At 57.1% G+C, this 15,150-nt stretch carries 20 protein-coding genes; 14 read left to right on the top strand and 6 right to left on the bottom strand.

Annotated elements, in window-relative coordinates; all coding sequences use genetic code 11:
• The first annotated feature begins 73 nt into the window (after positions 1-73).
• The 7 genes from ASD50_RS04680 to ASD50_RS04650 all read left to right on the top strand — a co-directional run bounded on the left by ASD50_RS04680 (position 74) and on the right by ASD50_RS04650 (position 5,724).
• Complete coding sequence (locus tag ASD50_RS04680) at positions 74-550, top strand: DUF2569 family protein (protein ID WP_056236777.1); 477 nt, start codon at positions 74-76, stop codon at positions 548-550.
• A 95-nt stretch (positions 551-645) separates the two neighbouring features.
• Positions 646-1,077, top strand: a complete 432-nt coding sequence (locus ASD50_RS04675) for a VOC family protein (RefSeq protein ID WP_056236775.1) — start codon at positions 646-648, stop codon at positions 1,075-1,077.
• A gap of 38 nt (positions 1,078-1,115) precedes the next feature.
• Positions 1,116-1,478, top strand: a complete 363-nt coding sequence (locus tag ASD50_RS04670; protein WP_056236773.1) for a DUF1428 domain-containing protein — start codon at positions 1,116-1,118, stop codon at positions 1,476-1,478.
• A 133-nt stretch (positions 1,479-1,611) separates the two neighbouring features.
• Entirely contained in the window at positions 1,612-2,052 is a 441-nt protein-coding gene (locus ASD50_RS04665; RefSeq protein ID WP_056236771.1) for a DUF1801 domain-containing protein, read from the top strand.
• A 68-nt stretch (positions 2,053-2,120) separates the two neighbouring features.
• The gene (locus ASD50_RS04660) at positions 2,121-2,531 is read left to right on the top strand and encodes a DUF1801 domain-containing protein (protein WP_056236769.1); all 411 of its coding nucleotides are present in this window, start codon (positions 2,121-2,123) and stop codon (positions 2,529-2,531) included.
• Positions 2,532-2,874: 343 nt separating this feature from the next.
• Complete coding sequence (locus ASD50_RS04655) at positions 2,875-4,611, top strand: hypothetical protein (protein ID WP_056236767.1); 1,737 nt, start codon at positions 2,875-2,877, stop codon at positions 4,609-4,611.
• 660 nt (positions 4,612-5,271) lie between these two features.
• Complete coding sequence (locus ASD50_RS04650; RefSeq protein WP_056236765.1) at positions 5,272-5,724, top strand: hypothetical protein; 453 nt, start codon at positions 5,272-5,274, stop codon at positions 5,722-5,724.
• Between the two features lie 66 nt (positions 5,725-5,790).
• On the opposite strand, the gene ASD50_RS04645 is transcribed toward ASD50_RS04650, so the two are convergent.
• Positions 5,791-6,231: a Kazal-type serine protease inhibitor domain-containing protein gene (locus ASD50_RS04645; protein ID WP_056236763.1), complete on the bottom strand. Its 441-nt coding sequence runs from the start codon at positions 6,229-6,231 to the stop codon at positions 5,791-5,793.
• A gap of 455 nt (positions 6,232-6,686) precedes the next feature.
• On the opposite strand from ASD50_RS04645, the gene ASD50_RS04640 reads away from it, so the two are divergent.
• From ASD50_RS04640 to ASD50_RS04630, 3 genes are all read left to right on the top strand, one after another.
• Entirely contained in the window at positions 6,687-6,899 is a 213-nt protein-coding gene (locus ASD50_RS04640) for a cold-shock protein (RefSeq protein WP_056236761.1), read from the top strand.
• Between the two features lie 218 nt (positions 6,900-7,117).
• On the top strand, positions 7,118-7,330 hold the full coding sequence (locus ASD50_RS04635) for a cold-shock protein (protein ID WP_056105658.1): 213 nt from the start codon (positions 7,118-7,120) through the stop codon (positions 7,328-7,330).
• A 146-nt stretch (positions 7,331-7,476) separates the two neighbouring features.
• Positions 7,477-7,884, top strand: coding sequence for a BA14K family protein (locus ASD50_RS04630; protein WP_056236758.1), 408 nt, complete (start codon positions 7,477-7,479; stop codon positions 7,882-7,884).
• Between the two features lie 54 nt (positions 7,885-7,938).
• On the opposite strand, the gene ASD50_RS04625 is transcribed toward ASD50_RS04630, so the two are convergent.
• The 3 genes from ASD50_RS04625 to ASD50_RS04615 all read right to left on the bottom strand — a co-directional run bounded on the left by ASD50_RS04625 (position 7,939) and on the right by ASD50_RS04615 (position 10,056).
• Complete coding sequence (locus ASD50_RS04625) at positions 7,939-8,583, bottom strand: MBL fold metallo-hydrolase (RefSeq protein WP_056236756.1); 645 nt, start codon at positions 8,581-8,583, stop codon at positions 7,939-7,941.
• Positions 8,584-8,706: 123 nt separating this feature from the next.
• Positions 8,707-9,018 (bottom strand): hypothetical protein, encoded by a 312-nt coding sequence (locus tag ASD50_RS04620; RefSeq protein WP_200952377.1) that lies wholly within the window; start codon positions 9,016-9,018, stop codon positions 8,707-8,709.
• Positions 9,019-9,162: 144 nt separating this feature from the next.
• On the bottom strand, positions 9,163-10,056 hold the full coding sequence (locus ASD50_RS04615; protein ID WP_056236754.1) for a branched-chain amino acid aminotransferase: 894 nt from the start codon (positions 10,054-10,056) through the stop codon (positions 9,163-9,165).
• A 248-nt stretch (positions 10,057-10,304) separates the two neighbouring features.
• On the opposite strand from ASD50_RS04615, the gene ASD50_RS04610 reads away from it, so the two are divergent.
• The 4 genes from ASD50_RS04610 (at position 10,305) to ASD50_RS04595 (ending at position 14,151) form a co-directional block, all read left to right on the top strand.
• Complete coding sequence (locus ASD50_RS04610; RefSeq protein WP_056236752.1) at positions 10,305-10,817, top strand: MarR family winged helix-turn-helix transcriptional regulator; 513 nt, start codon at positions 10,305-10,307, stop codon at positions 10,815-10,817.
• 23 nt (positions 10,818-10,840) lie between these two features.
• Complete coding sequence (locus tag ASD50_RS04605; RefSeq protein ID WP_056237003.1) at positions 10,841-11,557, top strand: response regulator; 717 nt, start codon at positions 10,841-10,843, stop codon at positions 11,555-11,557.
• 56 nt (positions 11,558-11,613) lie between these two features.
• Positions 11,614-13,029: an ATP-binding protein gene (locus ASD50_RS04600; protein WP_082549489.1), complete on the top strand. Its 1,416-nt coding sequence runs from the start codon at positions 11,614-11,616 to the stop codon at positions 13,027-13,029.
• A 99-nt stretch (positions 13,030-13,128) separates the two neighbouring features.
• Complete coding sequence (locus ASD50_RS04595) at positions 13,129-14,151, top strand: glycosyltransferase family 4 protein (protein ID WP_056236750.1); 1,023 nt, start codon at positions 13,129-13,131, stop codon at positions 14,149-14,151.
• Positions 14,152-14,164: 13 nt separating this feature from the next.
• Here the strand turns inward: ASD50_RS04595 and ASD50_RS04590 are convergent, their stop codons facing one another.
• Together ASD50_RS04590 and ASD50_RS04585 are read right to left on the bottom strand one after the other, a co-directional pair.
• Positions 14,165-14,524, bottom strand: coding sequence for a tRNA-binding protein (locus ASD50_RS04590; RefSeq protein WP_056236748.1), 360 nt, complete (start codon positions 14,522-14,524; stop codon positions 14,165-14,167).
• Positions 14,525-14,535: 11 nt separating this feature from the next.
• Positions 14,536-15,036, bottom strand: a complete 501-nt coding sequence (locus tag ASD50_RS04585) for a YbjN domain-containing protein (protein ID WP_056236745.1) — start codon at positions 15,034-15,036, stop codon at positions 14,536-14,538.
• Positions 15,037-15,150: the final 114 nt, after the last annotated feature.

Below are 15,150 nucleotides of genomic sequence, written 5' to 3'. Positions count from 1 at the left end.
CGCCAGGTCGCGCCGGCTGTGGCGGCCAGGCCGCATCTATGGCATTCTTCCGCGACCGCGTGGGGGAAGCGTGATGGCCGAGCCGTATCCGACTGCCACCGAGACCGTCGAGCCGCCAAAGCTCAAGGGCATCGGCGGCTGGCTCATCCTGATGGCCATCGGCCAGGTCGTCGGCCCGTTGCAGATTCTCACCGGCATGATCGAAGAATATGGCAGCCTGCCGGAAGGCACCGCCGCGCGCTACCCGCTCGCCTTCATCGGCGACGGCGGCATGCGGCTCGCCTATGTCGGCTTCCTCGTCTACGTCGCCGTCCAGTTCTTCAAGACCCGCGCCACCTTCCCCAACCTGTTCATCATCAGCTACATCGTCGGCCTTGCGGTGCCCTTCGTCATCGGCGTGTGGGTCACCGCCACCACCGGCATCAACACCGTCGCCAACTTCGCCACGGCCGACTTCCTCAAGGTCTACGCCCCCGGCGCGATCATCGGCGCCATCTGGGTCGCCTACGTCGTGAACTCGGTGCGCGTGCGCAACACCTTCGTCAACTGACCGCCTGCACCCGCCAAAAAACTTCGCCCCGCTTGTCGGATCGCCCCGCCGCCATACGTCCTGTGGGGGCAAGAAGCCGAAGACAGGAGAATCCCATGTCCGATGAAGGACCGCAACCGCCCTTCCCGCCCATGCCGAAGCCGCTTGGCGGCCTCACCCCCTACCTGCAGATCGACGGCGCGATGAAGGCCGCCGATTTCTATGGCAAGGCCTTTGGCGCCGAGCAGGTATTCGCCGTGCCGCCCGACGAGAAGGGCCGCACCATGCACGTCCACCTCTACGTCAACGGGTCCAGCCTGATGATCTCGGATTTCTACCCCGAGCATGGCCACCCGGCGAAGACCCCGCAGGGCTGCACCATGCAGCTCCACCTCGCCGACGCCGACATCGACCGTTGGTGGCAACGCGCCGTCGATGCCGGCTGCGAGATCACCACCCCGCTCCAGCTCATGTTCTGGGGCGACCGCTGGGGCGCGTTGCGCGATCCGTTCGGCGTCGAATGGGCCCTTAACGCTCCACAGAACTGACCGCGACCACCCGCAAAACAAAACCGAGGAGAGAACTCATGTCCTATGTCGATGGTTTCGTGCTGGCCGTGCCGAAGGCCAATCTGGAAGCCTACAGGGAAATGGCCCGCAAGGCCGGTGATGTCTGGATGGAATACGGCGCGCTCGCCTATGTCGAATGTGTCGGCGACGACGTGCCCTATGGCAAACTGACCTCGTTCCCGCGCGCCGTGCAGGCCAAGGAAGACGAGACCGTCGTCTTCTCGTGGATCGTCTACAACTCGCGTCAGCACCGCGACGACATCAACGCCAAGGTCATGGCCGACCCGCGCACCCAGCCCAACTTCGAGACCATGCCGTTCGATGCCAAGCGCATGATCTATGGCGGCTTCGAATCCATGATGGAGCTGAACAAGGCCTGACCCGCCGGCAAGAGAAGGCGGCTCGCACCCTGCTGCGGGCCGCCTTCCCGGCATCGGGCGTCGCCACTCTGTCGACATCGGCCGAAACCGCCCTATCCTTCACCTTCCCTTCCTCGATCGAAGAAGAAGAAAAATGGCCGGCAAGACAGCGAAACCACCGCAGGCAAAACAGCCGCCCCGCCTGCTTTCCGGCGGCAACCCGCAGATCGCCAAGGGCTATGGCGAGGAACCCGTGCAGGCCTACATCGCCGCCATGCCGGGCTGGAAAAGCGCGCTCGGCCGCCGCCTCGACGCGCTCGTCACCAGCGCCGTTCCCGGCGTCGCCAAGGCGGTCAAATGGAATTCGCCCTTCTATGGCATCGAGGGCGAAGGCTGGTTCCTCAGCTATCATTGCTTCGAAAAATACATCAAGGTCGCCTTCTTCCGCGGCGCGGCGCTTGACCCCCTGCCGCCCGGAACCTCGAAACAGAAGGACGTGCGCTACCTCGACATCCGCGAAAACGACGCGCTCGACGAAGCCCGCTTCACCGACTGGGTGAAACAGGCAAGCGCGCTGCCGGGCGAGCGCATGTGAGCCACCGCCAGCCCAGCCCCGCCAAGCAATCCCTACTAAGGCAAGCACCCACCGCAAAGAGACCGGACATGACCACGAACAAGCCCGCCTCCCCGCCCGCCGCCGGCCAGACTGAAGAAGCCTCCCGGCTGATCGACGCCCGCATCGCAGACTTGGGCGACTGGCGCGGGAAGACGCTTTCCCGCATGCGCAAGCTCATCCACAAGGCAGAGCCGGACGTGGTCGAGACGTGGAAATGGCGCGGCGTGCCGGTGTGGGAGCACAACGGCATCATCTGCACCGGAGAGACCTACAAGAGCGTGGTCAAGCTCACCTTTCACAAGGGCGCGTCGCTGGAAGACCCGTCAGGCCTGTTCAACTCCAGCCTCGAAGGCAACGCCCGCCGCGCCATTGATATACGCGAGGGTGAAGAACTCGACGAAGCCGCCTTCGCCGCGCTCATTAGGGCAGCGGTCGCGCTGAATGGGGAGAAGGGGTGAGGTGATGAGAGTGACATAAGAATGGGTCGAAGGATGAGAGAGGCGGACACATCCACGTTCCAACCTGCCACCACTTCCACTTTGCATCAATTTCAAGTCATGAATTCCAAGCTAATATCATCCCAAAAGCGACCAACGCATCAACGACGCCTTCAAATGGACTGGCCCTCACTCCATAAACTGCCCATCGCGATATTCTAATCTGAGGACGCTAAACAACTGGAAATGAGAATACGAAGGCCTATTGCAGGCAAAACTGGCTCCACGCCTCCGGCTTGCCGAAGCACAGAAAGTCACCCTACACTTGACCCGTAACAGTGGTTGACGATTCGTAGGGCTAGATATGACGATCTCAAAAATTCACATTGAAAATATTCGGGGGTTTGAAAAGGTAAGTTTGACGGTTAATCTTCGCCAAAATTGCACTAACATCCTCGTTGCCCCAAATGGGTTTGGTAAGAGCAGCATATCTACGGCCTTCAACTGCACTAGAGGTAATAAGCTCAACGTTGACGAAAAAGACAAATACAAGAAAAAAGACGCTGCTGTATCACGTCTTGCCATTGAATACGACGGAAATACCCTGAGCGCGAATTCGCACCTGAACGAAATATCAGGTAAGTTCGATATTCATGTGATTAAATCAAATATCGAACCAAAAGCAAAGCTTCCAAAAATAAATGGCTTCACAGTGGCGAAGCCATACTTAGAAATTCCACCTATTGACCTAGGAACAAAATATGAAAAAGAAAAATTAAATTTTGACATTAAGAAATACAAGCTGTTATTTGGTAACAATTCTAAAGTTATTCCAAATATATCAACCAGGTGCGACGATGAACTTATCAGAATTGAATTGCTTGGGGTTATCACATCTATCGACAAGCTTAAGCAGAAAAAACCCTCGGATTTATTCGAAGAAATGATCCAGAAGGTAAAGGGTTTAGCCGGAACAAAAGCATCAATCAGCGATCAGGTCGCAGCCGAATACGCTCACAAAATTGACGAACTGCCGCATCTCAAGGCCGTGTTTGATGTGGTAAAGAAACACGGGCAAGGAGGAGGCACTTGGCTTGATAGCGCCATCATATGCTACATACTGATGGACTTGTGTGAATCCGACAGACCGAACCTGAAGAAGTGGCTGCAATACGCCGCTTATTCCCGGCGGCTCCAAAATTTGAAAGATTTCATCGGAGATATCAATGGAGCTTGGGTAACTGCTGAAATAAAAGAGACCAAAGGTCGCGTCCTAGTCAATTTCCCTGACGCTTTGTCGCTATCAAACGGCCAGCGTGATCTTCTATACTTCGGTTGTAATTTGCTGCAAACTCAGGACATTGGACGTACAAAACCATGTATCTTGTTAATCGATGAGGTATTTGATTATCTTGATGATGCTAACATCGTCGTTGCCCAATATTATCTGAGTAAATTGATTGATTTGTATCGAAACGAAGGGAGAGAGATTTATATTTGTTTACTAACTCACTTAGACCCAATTTATTTCAAGGGATATGCACTCAAACGCCAACAGACTGTATACCTTGGAGACACAAAGCAAAAAATTAGCGAAACCATGCGTAAGGTTATTTTGAATAGAGACGACACGCTTTGGGACAAAGATCTGTCAAGGTATTTTCTTCATTACCACCCTGACAATCATGACATCTCAAATATATTTAATATTAATTACGGGCTTCCGAAGAAACACGGTAAGAGTCACGGATTTTATGAGTTTTTAAAAGAGGAATGGGATAAATGTGTTTCCAACAACGGAAGTTACGATCCATTCGCTGTATGTGCTCACGTTAGGGTTCAGATCGAGCGATGCACTTACGATAAAATCCAGAATCAGGCGGATCAAATAAAATTTCTCACCGATTGTAATGGCACTGCAAATAAGTTGGATTTTGCCGAATCTGTCGGTGTACCTGTTCCCGAGGCATGCCTTCTGCTCGGCGTTGTCTACAACGACGCTCTTCATCAAAAAGGTGCGATCGATAAATCCTCTACCATCGCTCTTAAACTCAGAAATTTGGGGCTTCAGAGCATGATGAGACAAGCGATCAACTGGTAGCACTTACAAGGATGATCCAGATAGCGCGCTAAAGCCTATTGACGAAATCGGATTAGCTGTTCTCTGCTACTGCGGCACTTAAACTCAAAGTTGACTGTCGGCTGGCAGCTCGTACGCGACCAATCAATTTGAATTGGACTGTACAGCGATAGATCAAATATGCTGCGGTGAATGATAGATGCACTCGATTATAATAATTTAGTTAGGTTTCAATATCTTAACATATTTGTCGCCTCACATCTATCCACACCCTCTCCACCTTCCCCCATAATCCACCCCATCGCTCTTGCGGGAACAGGGCGGCGGTGACCTCCCCCCATTGGTTCGGCGCCAATGGACCCGAGGGCATCCGACAGGCCGGCGTCCTGCGGCGGGCTTTCCATGACAAAGGAAAGAGAACCCGTGGCGGCAGGAGGCGCATTTCGCCTGATCGTCGCGACAGGGTGAGACCCATCGGACGATCTTGGGACCGGTCGACTGGATGACAAGCACCGGACGGGCGGCCGCAAGGCCGCATACTTTATCTAAACGAGCGACCGAACGGCCGCCCGTCTTCCCGGACTTTTTCTCAAACCGACCGGACCACCGGCCGGGGCGGCGAAGCATGCGCGCATGTCGCCGCCATTCCTGAAACCACGGCAGCAGTCGAAAGGACCCGTCATGGACCCGTACGAAGAAATCTCTTTTCTGCATCATCAGATCGAGCTGGTCGGCGCGTGCGTGCCGCAGGCGGCCACGGCCCTTGCCGAACTGTTTGCGCCGCGCCACCAGCCGCGGCCCGAGGTGCTGGTGGCGCGGCGGCTGCTTGCCACCGCCGCCGGCTTTCACCACGCTTGTGAAAACCGCGCCTGCCGCCGCAACCGGTCCTGCCGCGCGCTCGACGTCTGCGCGCCCGAATGCGCCGCGCGCTGGAGCGGCGAACTCGTCGAACGCTTCTTCCTCATCGCCGCCGGCATCGAACTGGCCGCCTTTGCCGAGCAGGAGCGCCGCGCCGCTTCCCACGCCTATGTCTGCGGCCTTCTTGCCGAATCCGGCTTCGAACCCGCCCCCGCTCCGAAACGGGACAAGGGCAGGCCGGGCCGCAAATCCGCCGGCCGCAAGTCTGGCCGATAGCCTCCCGAACGTCGAAACCGGTTTCGGGAGGCATGCACGAAATCAGGCGGGCAGGACGCGTCGGGCCTAGCAGGGGCCTTCAGTATCGACGATGCGCCAGTCTTCGGCGCGCGCCGAGCACGCGTTGGAGAAGGTGCGCACCTGTCCCCGGCGCGTCGCGCAAACCGGCCTGTACTCCATCGTGCAGGCTTGCGGCGGGCGCTGCGGCGGTTCGGGCCGCGGTGGTGGCTGCGGGTTCCAGCCGCCGCCTCCGCCTTGGCACTGGCCGCCATAGGCAATGCGGTAGCCGGCGCGGTCGGCCTCGCAGGAATTGGGGAACGTCTTCATGCGCGGGCCTTGCCGTCCGCACACCGGCGCGTATTCGCGCGTGCAGAATTGCGGGCCGGGACGCGGCGGCGGTGGCGGCCTGTAGCCGGGGCTTTCGTCAACCACCACGGTACAGGCGGCAAGGATGCCGGAAAAAAGCAGGACCGCCGCACCGGAAAGGAAAATGCCTTGAAGCCGCATGACATATCTCCATCAAAAATATGTGCGCGGCTGGGGGCAGCACCGCCCCATGATCGTCGCAAATCGGCGGAAAAATACAACCCGGACGGGGCGGATAATCGCTGGGGTGGCATCTGTGCCTATCCTTGGCCGGTTTTGGCCGATGACGCCGCCCCGCTTGCGGCGTAGTCCCCTACCAACGTAGGGCTTGCTGCTGATGACGCAACCTGCGAGTGAGTGTATTGTAACAAACACAATTCCGTGCAATAAATTCGCCGTTCGGGCATTTGCCACCCGGAGAATGGAACGTTTGCACGACCCTATCCCCGATATCGTAAATCTCTGACAGCCCCGTTTTTTGGCGGGGGGTTCTATTGTGCGCGAATGCATAACCGCCGAAGCAACCACCGGACTTGCATCCGACCCAGGCGGCGGGCAGGACCAAAAAACTGATCGGGTGAAGGAGTTTCCCCCCAATGTCCCAGACCGGTACCGTAAAGTTCTTCAATACCACCAAAGGCTTCGGCTTCATCACGCCTGAGGGCGGCGCCAAGGACGTGTTCGTCCATATCTCCGCGATCGAGGCCTCCGGCCTGCGCACCCTCGTCGATGGCCAGAAGGTCACCTTCGACGTCGAGCCCGACCGCATGGGCAAGGGCCCGAAGGCGGTCAACCTGCGCGCGGCGTAAGTCCCGGCTCCTTACCGGCTTAAAAAGTTTCGAGAAGGGCGCGGGCCGTGCGGGCTGCGCCCTTCTTCTATTTAAGCGGCGCGGCGGATAGCGTCGACTTTTGAATAGTAGCTAGCAAAAAAAGTTTTTTGTTGCCCATCAACTCAAAATAAACGACAAATTGCCGTTCGGGCATTGCCAGCCCGAAAGCAGACTATGGGATCATAAGGGAGTTTCCCATGCCGCAGACCGGCACAGTAAAATTCTTCAATCATGCCAAAGGCTTCGGCTTCATCACGCCGGATGATGGAGCGAAGGACGTCTTCGTGCATATTTCCGCAGTGCAAGCATCGGGCCTGCCAGGCCTTGAGGATGGACAGAAAGTGACGTTCGAGACCGAGCCGGACAAGCGCGGCAAGGGTCCGAAAGCGGTCAACCTCACCGTCGGCTAAGCGCCGCGAGGGAACATTTGGGATGCGGCTGCGTTAATCGCGCGAACTAAGTTCGTTCAGCCGCCGTTCAGCCACGGTCATCTATTGGTTCGGGCAACACCGGGCTGCGCCACCTGCAACGGCAGGCCGGCAACAAGGAGATCGTCATGAACAGAATTCTCAAAGCATCCGTTTTGTCCTTCGCCGTTGGCGCGACGACCTTGGCTATGCTTCCCGCTGCCCATGCCGACGACTGGCGCTGGCGTCGTCATCATCGCCACAACGATGATGCGCTTGCAGCCGGCGTCATCGGCCTGGCTGCCGGTGCGCTGATCGGCGGAGCACTTGCTTCGCAGCCGCGCTACTACGAGCCGGAACCCACCTACGTTATCCGTGAGCCGCGTCCTGCCCCGGTTCGCCGCTACTATCGCGCCGACTACGACTACGGCGGCGCGTACGAGCCATGGAGCCCTGAGTGGTATCAGTACTGCTCGGACCGCTATCGCAGCTTCAATCCCCGCACTGGCACTTTTGTCGGGTATGACGGCCTGCGTCACTTCTGCCAGGCGAACTGACAACAGTCGAATTTATCGAGAAAAGCGCCGCTTCAAGCGGCGCTTTTTGTGTCTTCAATCAATGAGAAACGGATTGGTCCGACGCTCTTCGCCGAAGCGTCCACCGGGGCCGTGGCCACACAGAAACCCGATGTCGTCACCAAGCGGCAATAGCTTTTCCTTGATCGAGCGTATCAATGCGGCATGGTCGCCGCCAGGGAGATCGGTTCGACCAATCGACCCTCGAAACAACACGTCGCCGACATGAGCGAAATTGGCGGCGCGATTGTAGAACACAACGTGACCGGGCGCATGGCCCGGACAATGCAGGATCTCGAACAGATGCTCGCCGAAAGAAACCGTCTCGCCCTCCGTTAGAAACCGGTCAGGGGTGCAGTTTCGCACGGCATCTGCGATGCCAAATCGCTTGGCTTGATTTTCAAGGTTGGCAAGCAGCGACCGGTCATCCTTATGCGGTCCGATGATGTCGACGCCCAGTGCTTCTTTCAAATCCATGGCGCCACCGGCATGATCGATGTGACCATGCGTAATCCAGATAGCAGTGGCCGCAATGGAATTGTCTTTTAGCGTTGCCAGGATACGGTCAACATCGCCGCCCGGATCGACAACGACGCCGGTCTTTTCATCCTGGTCAAAAAGGATGGTGCAATTCTGCTGAAACGGCGTAACCGGAACGATACCAGCGTTGAGTTGACCCATGTTGGCTCCTTGCTTTGTGGCCGTTGATGTAGGTTGATCGTGGGTAATCGTCCACAACACAATCCGAGCCAAAACAAAAAAGGGCGGCCAAGGCCGCCCTCTGGATGGAAACCGAAGCCGGTCTTACTTTTTCATAGCATTCATGACAGCGCCTACGATTGCAGTCAGAATGGCACCACCGCCGGCACCGCCAACGATATTGTTAAGATTGAGTGCGTCGCCAATTCCGCCAGCCGCCGCCGTGGCTGCCGCAGGGTCAATCGCACCACCTCCAAGCAGACTTCCCAGGATCGCCGCACCGCCAACACCGCCAATTGCGCCGCTGAGAATCTTGGGAAGCTGGCTCATCGCGGCTTGTTTGACCGCAGCGCCTACCGCCTGGCCACCAATAATACCCGTAATCACCTGAACAATAATCGGAAGAAGCGTTTCCATACTGACATCCCTCCAAGTGTAAGACCGACTCGCCTGAGCCGATTGCATCATGAGACGCCGAATTGAACGAAAGTCAAATCCGGGAACACAAACAAAAAGGGGCGGCCTGATGCCACCCCCTTCGCAACTTGCTGATAAAGAGCGTTATTCTGCCGCGATAGCGTGCTTGGGCTGAACAGCAGCAGCGTAGTCATGCATCAGGGTTTTGGCGATTTCGCCAACCTCGAAACGGTATGGACCGATCTCTGAAACCGGCGTCACTTCAGCCGCCGTTCCAGTCAGGAAGCACTGCTCGAAACCCTCCAGTTCTTCCGGAAGTATTGCACGCTCGATGACCTCCAACCCGCGATCGCGGGCCAGGCCGATGACTGTGCGGCGTGTAATACCATCAAGGAAGCAATCGGGCTTCGGCGTATGAATCTTGCCGTCCTTTACGAAGAAGATATTGGCACCGGTTGCCTCAGCCACCTGACCGCGCCAATCCAGCATCATTGCGTCGGCATAGCCCTTGGCTTCAGCCGCATGCTTGGAGATCGTGCAGATCATATATAGGCCCGCCGCCTTCGATTTCGAAGGCGCGGTGCGCGGATCGGGACGACGGTACTCCGCCATATCAAGCCTGATCCCCTTCAGCTTCTGCGCCGGGTCGAAATAGCTTGGCCATTGCCAAATGGCGATGGCGCAGTTGATACGGCTGTTCTGTGCCGAAACGCCCATCTGCTCACTACCCCGCCAGGCAATCGGCCGGACATAAGCATCCTTGAAACCCTGCTTCTTCAGGAGAGCAATGCAGGCATCGTCAATTTCGGAAACCGAATAGGGTATCTTGAAGCCGAGGATGCGAGCCGATTCATGCAAGCGCTCATTGTGCTCGGTAAGCTTGAATATCTCACCGCCATACGCACGCTCACCCTCGAACACCGCGCTTGCGTAATGGAGACCGTGTGTCAGCACGTGGACCTTGGCGTCCCCCCATTTGACGAACTCACCATTCATCCAGATAAAGCCCTCAAGCTGATCAAAGGGAACGGATGCCATTATTACCTCCCGCGGACACCAAATCCGCATAAAGCTGAGCGTTGCATATCGAGCCGGTCGCCAAAAAGGCAGCCGCTTTCCTTAAAGCGTAGGCCATATTGTGGCTCTGGCAAACTCAGGAAGTTCCGGAATTCGGTCCCAGTCTTGCCTTTTCGGTCGCAATCGGCCCTAAAGCTTGTCAAAAATTACCATCCCAATAAAAATATGTCAATAGTACTGACATATTTTTGCGCCGCTATAGGAAAACCATGCCGGACAGGAAACGCGTGCCAGAATTGCCGATAAGAACGGCGGTAGCCAACGAGGATGGGATCGACTTTACTCTCATCGAACTCTTCTTTTTCGCCTACCGGGATTTCACCTCCGATCCGGACGAGATGCTCGCCGACTATGGCTTCGGCCGCGCTCACCACCGGGTGCTGCATTTCGTCAACCGTCGTCCCGGTTTGACAGTTGCCGAACTTCTCGAAGTCTTGAAGATAACCAAGCAATCATTGGCACGGGTACTCAAGCAATTGATCGATACCGATCACATCGTGCAGCTGCAGGGCCCCCGCGACCGCCGCCAACGTGAGCTTTATCCCACAGCAAAGGGGCGCGCGCTCGCTTTGGCGTTGGCAAGGCCACAGTCACGCCGCATCCATACTGCACTGCAAGATGTCGGAGCCGAAGGTCGGGCACTCGTGGAGGGTTTCCTGAATGCTATGGTCAATCCGGAACTGAGGGCGCAAATTGATGCTCCACCAAGGAATCATGAATGAAGCGGATGCTTCAGGAGACAGCCATGGAAAATTCTGAAAGGCTGGACCATACGGTTCCCGAGGATGACGCCCCTCACCTGCTGGTCGTTGATGACGACACGCGCATTCGCAATCTGCTCAAGCAATATCTGACCGAGAACGGCTTTCGGGTAACCGTGGCAGGGACTGCCGCAGAGGCGCGACGCAAACTCGCCGGTCTCGATTTCGACCTCCTTGTGCTGGACGTGATGATGCCGGGCGAAAGCGGCGTCGAACTGACAAAGGCTCTGAGGGCCGACAAGAATGTTCCCATTCTGATGCTGACGGCATTGTCAGAAACTGACAATCGCATCACCGGACTTTCAGCCGGTGCCGACGATTATCTGCCAAAGCCGTTCGACCCGCGCGAACTGATATTGCGCATCAACAATATTCTCCGGCGAGGCGGCCCATCATCGACGCCAAAGGTCGAGCAGTTGGTGTTCGGCCCCTATACATTCCAGATAGCAAGGCGGGAATTGAAGCGGGGTGGCGAGGTCTTGAAGCTGACCGATCGCGAACAGGAGATCCTGGCAATTTTTGCCGAACGGGCAGGCGAAACCATTCCGCGTCATGAACTTGTCGGTGACGATTCGGACGTCGGCGAGCGCACCATCGACGTGCAGATAAACAGGTTGCGCCGCAAGATCGAGCGCGATCCATCGAATCCGGTGTGGCTGCAGACCGTGCGCGGTATTGGGTATCGGCTCAGCGTGGAATAGATTGTGGCGAACGGCAGATACCTTGCCGTTTGTGCATATTCGCAGGCCGGTAAGGAATGGCGACAACAGAATTGCAAGGCGGCCCCGAGCCAGACGGCATCATAGCGCGCGTTTCGCGCGCTGCGGGTGCCATGCGCGGCGCATGGCGGCGTTTTTGGCGGCTCGTCTCGCTCTACATGCCGAAGCGGCTCTATGCCCGCTCGCTCATCATCATCATCGCCCCGATGATCCTGCTGCAATCAGTCATTGCGTTCGTTTTCATGGAGCGGCATTGGCAGACCGTTACGCAGCGACTGTCGCAAGCCGTCACCCGTGACATTGCCGCCGTCATCGACCTGGTCGAAACCTATCCCAACGACGCCGATTACGCCAAAATCATCCGCATCGCGCAGGACAGGATGCAATTGAAGGTCGACCTATTGCCGGCCGATCCCTTGCCGCCTCCCGGTCCGAAGCCGTTTTTCTCCATTCTGGACCAGATTCTGTCGACGGAAATCACGCGACAGATCAACCGGCCATTCTGGATCGACACGGTCGGAAATTCCAACATTGTGGAAGTGCGCATCCAGTTGGAAGACAAGGTTTTGCGCGTATTCGTACGCCGCAACCAAGCATACGCCTCCAACACCCACATCTTCCTGATCTGGATGGTAGGAACCTCCCTTGTGCTCCTGACCATTGCCATCCCTTTCTTGCGCAATCAGATCAGGCCTATCCTGGCACTGGCAGCGGCCGCGGAAAGCTTCGGCAAGGGAAGACCAATGCCGCCGGATTTCCGTCCACGCGGCGCCGAAGAGGTGCGAAGGGCGGGCTTCGCCTTCATCCAGATGCGAGAGCGAATTGAGCGCCAGATCGAGCAGCGCACGGCGATGCTTACGGGCGTAAGTCACGATCTCAGGACAATCCTCACCCGCTTCAAGCTGCAACTGGCGCTCACTCGCTCCAAGGCCGATATCGAAGCGCTAGGCAAAGACATCGACGACATGCAGTCGATGCTGGAAGGGTATCTGGCATTTGCGCGCGGCGATGCCGCCGAAGATGCCGGCCATTTCGATCTCGAAGCCTATTTCCAGAAACTGGGCGAGGAAGCCAAGCTGCGCAAACGCAAGCTCACCACGTCGCTAAGCGGCAACCCCGACATCCAGGTCCGCCCCAACGCCTTTGCACGCCTGATGGCGAACATCGTCGGCAATGCCTTCCGATATTCCCAGAGTATCGAGATCGCGGCAAAGCATGGCCATGGATCCTTGACCATCGTGATCGATGACGACGGCCCTGGAATTGCTGTCGAGAAGCGCGAGGAAGTCTTCAAGCCTTTCGTGAGATTGGACGAAGCGCGCAACCTCGACGCCAGTGGCACCGGTCTTGGTCTACCAATCGCGCGCGACATCGCGCGCAGTCACGGCGGCGACATCACGCTCGAAGAAAGCCCCTTGGGCGGACTGCGCGCCATCATCAAAGTCCCCGCCTAAAATCTTTCGCCAAACGCGCTTTCATCTGCTTGTCGCGAAAACATGGTCTAGGCGGCAAATGAACTGCACGATCCACGATTCCAGACCGAGTGGCGCCGCATGCGCATCCTGATGGTCACCGACGCCTGGCGCCCGCAGGTCAACGGCGTTGTCCATACCTTGGAACGCTTGGAGCAAGCGCTCAAGGAATTTGGCGTGGCAACGCAATTCCTGACGCCGGCAATCTTCCCCACTTTGCCGATGCCGACCTATCCAGACATCCGCCTGGCACTGACAACGCCGGGCAGAATCGCCCGGATGATCGACAAATCGAACGTGGATCACGTCCATATTGTCACCGAGGGTCCGCTTGGCATCATGGCCCGGCGTTATTGCCTATCAATTGGAAGGCCGTTCACCACCAGTTATCACACGCGCTTTCCCGAATACCTCCGCGCCCGAATGCCGCTCCCCGAAGCATGGACCTACGGCTGGCTTCGCAACTTCCACAACGCAGGACAGGGCACGCTGGTCGCAACAAATTCTATGGCAATCGATCTGTCGGCGCGTGGCTTCAACAAGTTGAGGCCTTGGACGCGCGGGGTCGACACAACGCTATTCAATCCCGGGAAAGCGATCGAACTTGACCTGCCTCGCCCTGTCTTTCTCTGCGTGGGCCGCGTTGCAATCGAAAAGAATTTGCCCGCATTTCTTGATCTCGATCTGCCGGGCTCAAAGGTCGTCATAGGAGATGGACCCGCATTGGCATCGCTCAAGGCGCGATATCCGGACGTGCACTTTCTTGGTCACCGCCCCAATAGTGAACTCGCAGGCTACTATGCGGGAGCGGATGTTTTCGTGCTCCCCAGCCGTTCCGAGACTTTTGGCAACGTCATCATCGAGGCACTTGCCAGCGGCACGCCTGTTGCGGCCTACCCGGTCACCGGACCAATAGACATCATTGGCGATGGCATTGGTGGCGCAATCTCTACTGATCTTCGAGAAGCCGCGCTGACCGCACTGAGCTCTGACAGGCAAAAGGCTCGCGAGCGCGCCACCCGCTATACTTGGACCGCATGTGCTCAAATGTTCTTGGAGGTGGTCGAGGAGGCGCTGAGGCCAGGAGTCCGCGCAACCGCCTGATGTTCAAGTAACGTCAGAACAGCCTTCCGCCATCAGGCACTTTGCGCTCGATCGCACCAAGCACCACGGCACCCTCCTCATCCGGAAAGCCCAAAGTCAGCACTTCCGACATGAACGGCCCAATCTGACGCGGAGGAAAATTGACGACGGCAAACACTTGCCGACCGATAAGCGTTTCGGGCTGATAATATTTGGTAATCTGCGCCGACGATTTCTTCACGCCGATGTCAGGACCGAAATCAATCCTGAGCTTGATGGCCGGCTTGCGCGCCTCGGGGAAAGGCTCGGCCTCGACAATCGTACCGACCCTGATATCGACCTTATCGAAATCGGCGAAGCTGATTTCCGCCTTTCGCGCGTTGCCCGAACTCATTGTAACAGGACCTATGCGTTGCCATAGGTCTCGAACAGGACGCCGGCCAATGCGTCCTTGGCTGAGGTGCCCGACCAGACGACAAACTGAAACGCCTGAAAATAGCATTCGCAGGCTTCGAGTGCCGAAGACAGCAGTACCTCGACCTGCTGGCTCGACGGTTCGACGCCGCCGGCAAGCAGAAGCGACTGCCGAAACATGATCGCGCCTTCCTGTTCCCACAGGTCGAAATGGCCGAACAGCATCTGTTCGTTGATGAGTGACAACAGCCGCATCACTTCGAGGGCGCGGTTTTCAGGCACCTTGATATCGAAGGCGCATGCAAGATGCAGTGCTTCGAAGTCCTCCATCCAGGAGAACGAAACCTGATATTCCGTCCAGTTCCCGACAACAGTAATCGAGATTTCGTCGTCGCCGGCCCGCTCGAAGGACCAGTCGTTGTTGTGCGCAACCTGCTCGATGACATCCACGGGGTGGATTTCGCGCGAGACTTCGAGTTCGAGGAGTTCCATTCACTGCTTCCTGTCGCTTGGGAGCACCACCACACGCTCCGTGAAGAGGCACACACAACGAACATTCTTGTTTTAGAACTCGGACGGCCTGGACTGCTCGACGCTACACCCCAT

This window comes from Mesorhizobium sp. Root552 (assembly GCF_001427285.1).
GTDB lineage: Bacteria > Pseudomonadota > Alphaproteobacteria > Rhizobiales > Rhizobiaceae > Mesorhizobium.
Note: the sequence above shows the minus strand (reverse complement) of the source record. Positions and strands in the feature narration are given on the sequence as shown.

Bases quoted from the DNA above. Each gene is read 5' to 3' on its own strand.
- ASD50_RS04680 (WP_056236777.1), top strand. From the start codon at position 74: ATGGCCGAGCCGTATCCGACTGCCACCGAGACCGTCGAGCCGCCAAAG.
- ASD50_RS04675 (WP_056236775.1), top strand. From the start codon at position 646: ATGTCCGATGAAGGACCGCAACCGCCCTTCCCGCCCATGCCGAAGCCG.
- ASD50_RS04670 (WP_056236773.1), top strand. From the start codon at position 1,116: ATGTCCTATGTCGATGGTTTCGTGCTGGCCGTGCCGAAGGCCAATCTG.
- ASD50_RS04665 (WP_056236771.1), top strand. From the start codon at position 1,612: ATGGCCGGCAAGACAGCGAAACCACCGCAGGCAAAACAGCCGCCCCGC.
- ASD50_RS04660 (WP_056236769.1), top strand. From the start codon at position 2,121: ATGACCACGAACAAGCCCGCCTCCCCGCCCGCCGCCGGCCAGACTGAA.
- ASD50_RS04655 (WP_056236767.1), top strand. From the start codon at position 2,875: ATGACGATCTCAAAAATTCACATTGAAAATATTCGGGGGTTTGAAAAG.
- ASD50_RS04650 (WP_056236765.1), top strand. From the start codon at position 5,272: ATGGACCCGTACGAAGAAATCTCTTTTCTGCATCATCAGATCGAGCTG.
- ASD50_RS04645 (WP_056236763.1), bottom strand. From the start codon at position 6,231: ATGCGGCTTCAAGGCATTTTCCTTTCCGGTGCGGCGGTCCTGCTTTTT.
- ASD50_RS04640 (WP_056236761.1), top strand. From the start codon at position 6,687: ATGTCCCAGACCGGTACCGTAAAGTTCTTCAATACCACCAAAGGCTTC.
- ASD50_RS04635 (WP_056105658.1), top strand. From the start codon at position 7,118: ATGCCGCAGACCGGCACAGTAAAATTCTTCAATCATGCCAAAGGCTTC.
- ASD50_RS04630 (WP_056236758.1), top strand. From the start codon at position 7,477: ATGAACAGAATTCTCAAAGCATCCGTTTTGTCCTTCGCCGTTGGCGCG.
- ASD50_RS04625 (WP_056236756.1), bottom strand. From the start codon at position 8,583: ATGGGTCAACTCAACGCTGGTATCGTTCCGGTTACGCCGTTTCAGCAG.
- ASD50_RS04620 (WP_200952377.1), bottom strand. From the start codon at position 9,018: ATGGAAACGCTTCTTCCGATTATTGTTCAGGTGATTACGGGTATTATT.
- ASD50_RS04615 (WP_056236754.1), bottom strand. From the start codon at position 10,056: ATGGCATCCGTTCCCTTTGATCAGCTTGAGGGCTTTATCTGGATGAAT.
- ASD50_RS04610 (WP_056236752.1), top strand. From the start codon at position 10,305: ATGCCGGACAGGAAACGCGTGCCAGAATTGCCGATAAGAACGGCGGTA.
- ASD50_RS04605 (WP_056237003.1), top strand. From the start codon at position 10,841: ATGGAAAATTCTGAAAGGCTGGACCATACGGTTCCCGAGGATGACGCC.
- ASD50_RS04600 (WP_082549489.1), top strand. From the start codon at position 11,614: ATGGCGACAACAGAATTGCAAGGCGGCCCCGAGCCAGACGGCATCATA.
- ASD50_RS04595 (WP_056236750.1), top strand. From the start codon at position 13,129: ATGCGCATCCTGATGGTCACCGACGCCTGGCGCCCGCAGGTCAACGGC.
- ASD50_RS04590 (WP_056236748.1), bottom strand. From the start codon at position 14,524: ATGAGTTCGGGCAACGCGCGAAAGGCGGAAATCAGCTTCGCCGATTTC.
- ASD50_RS04585 (WP_056236745.1), bottom strand. From the start codon at position 15,036: ATGGAACTCCTCGAACTCGAAGTCTCGCGCGAAATCCACCCCGTGGAT.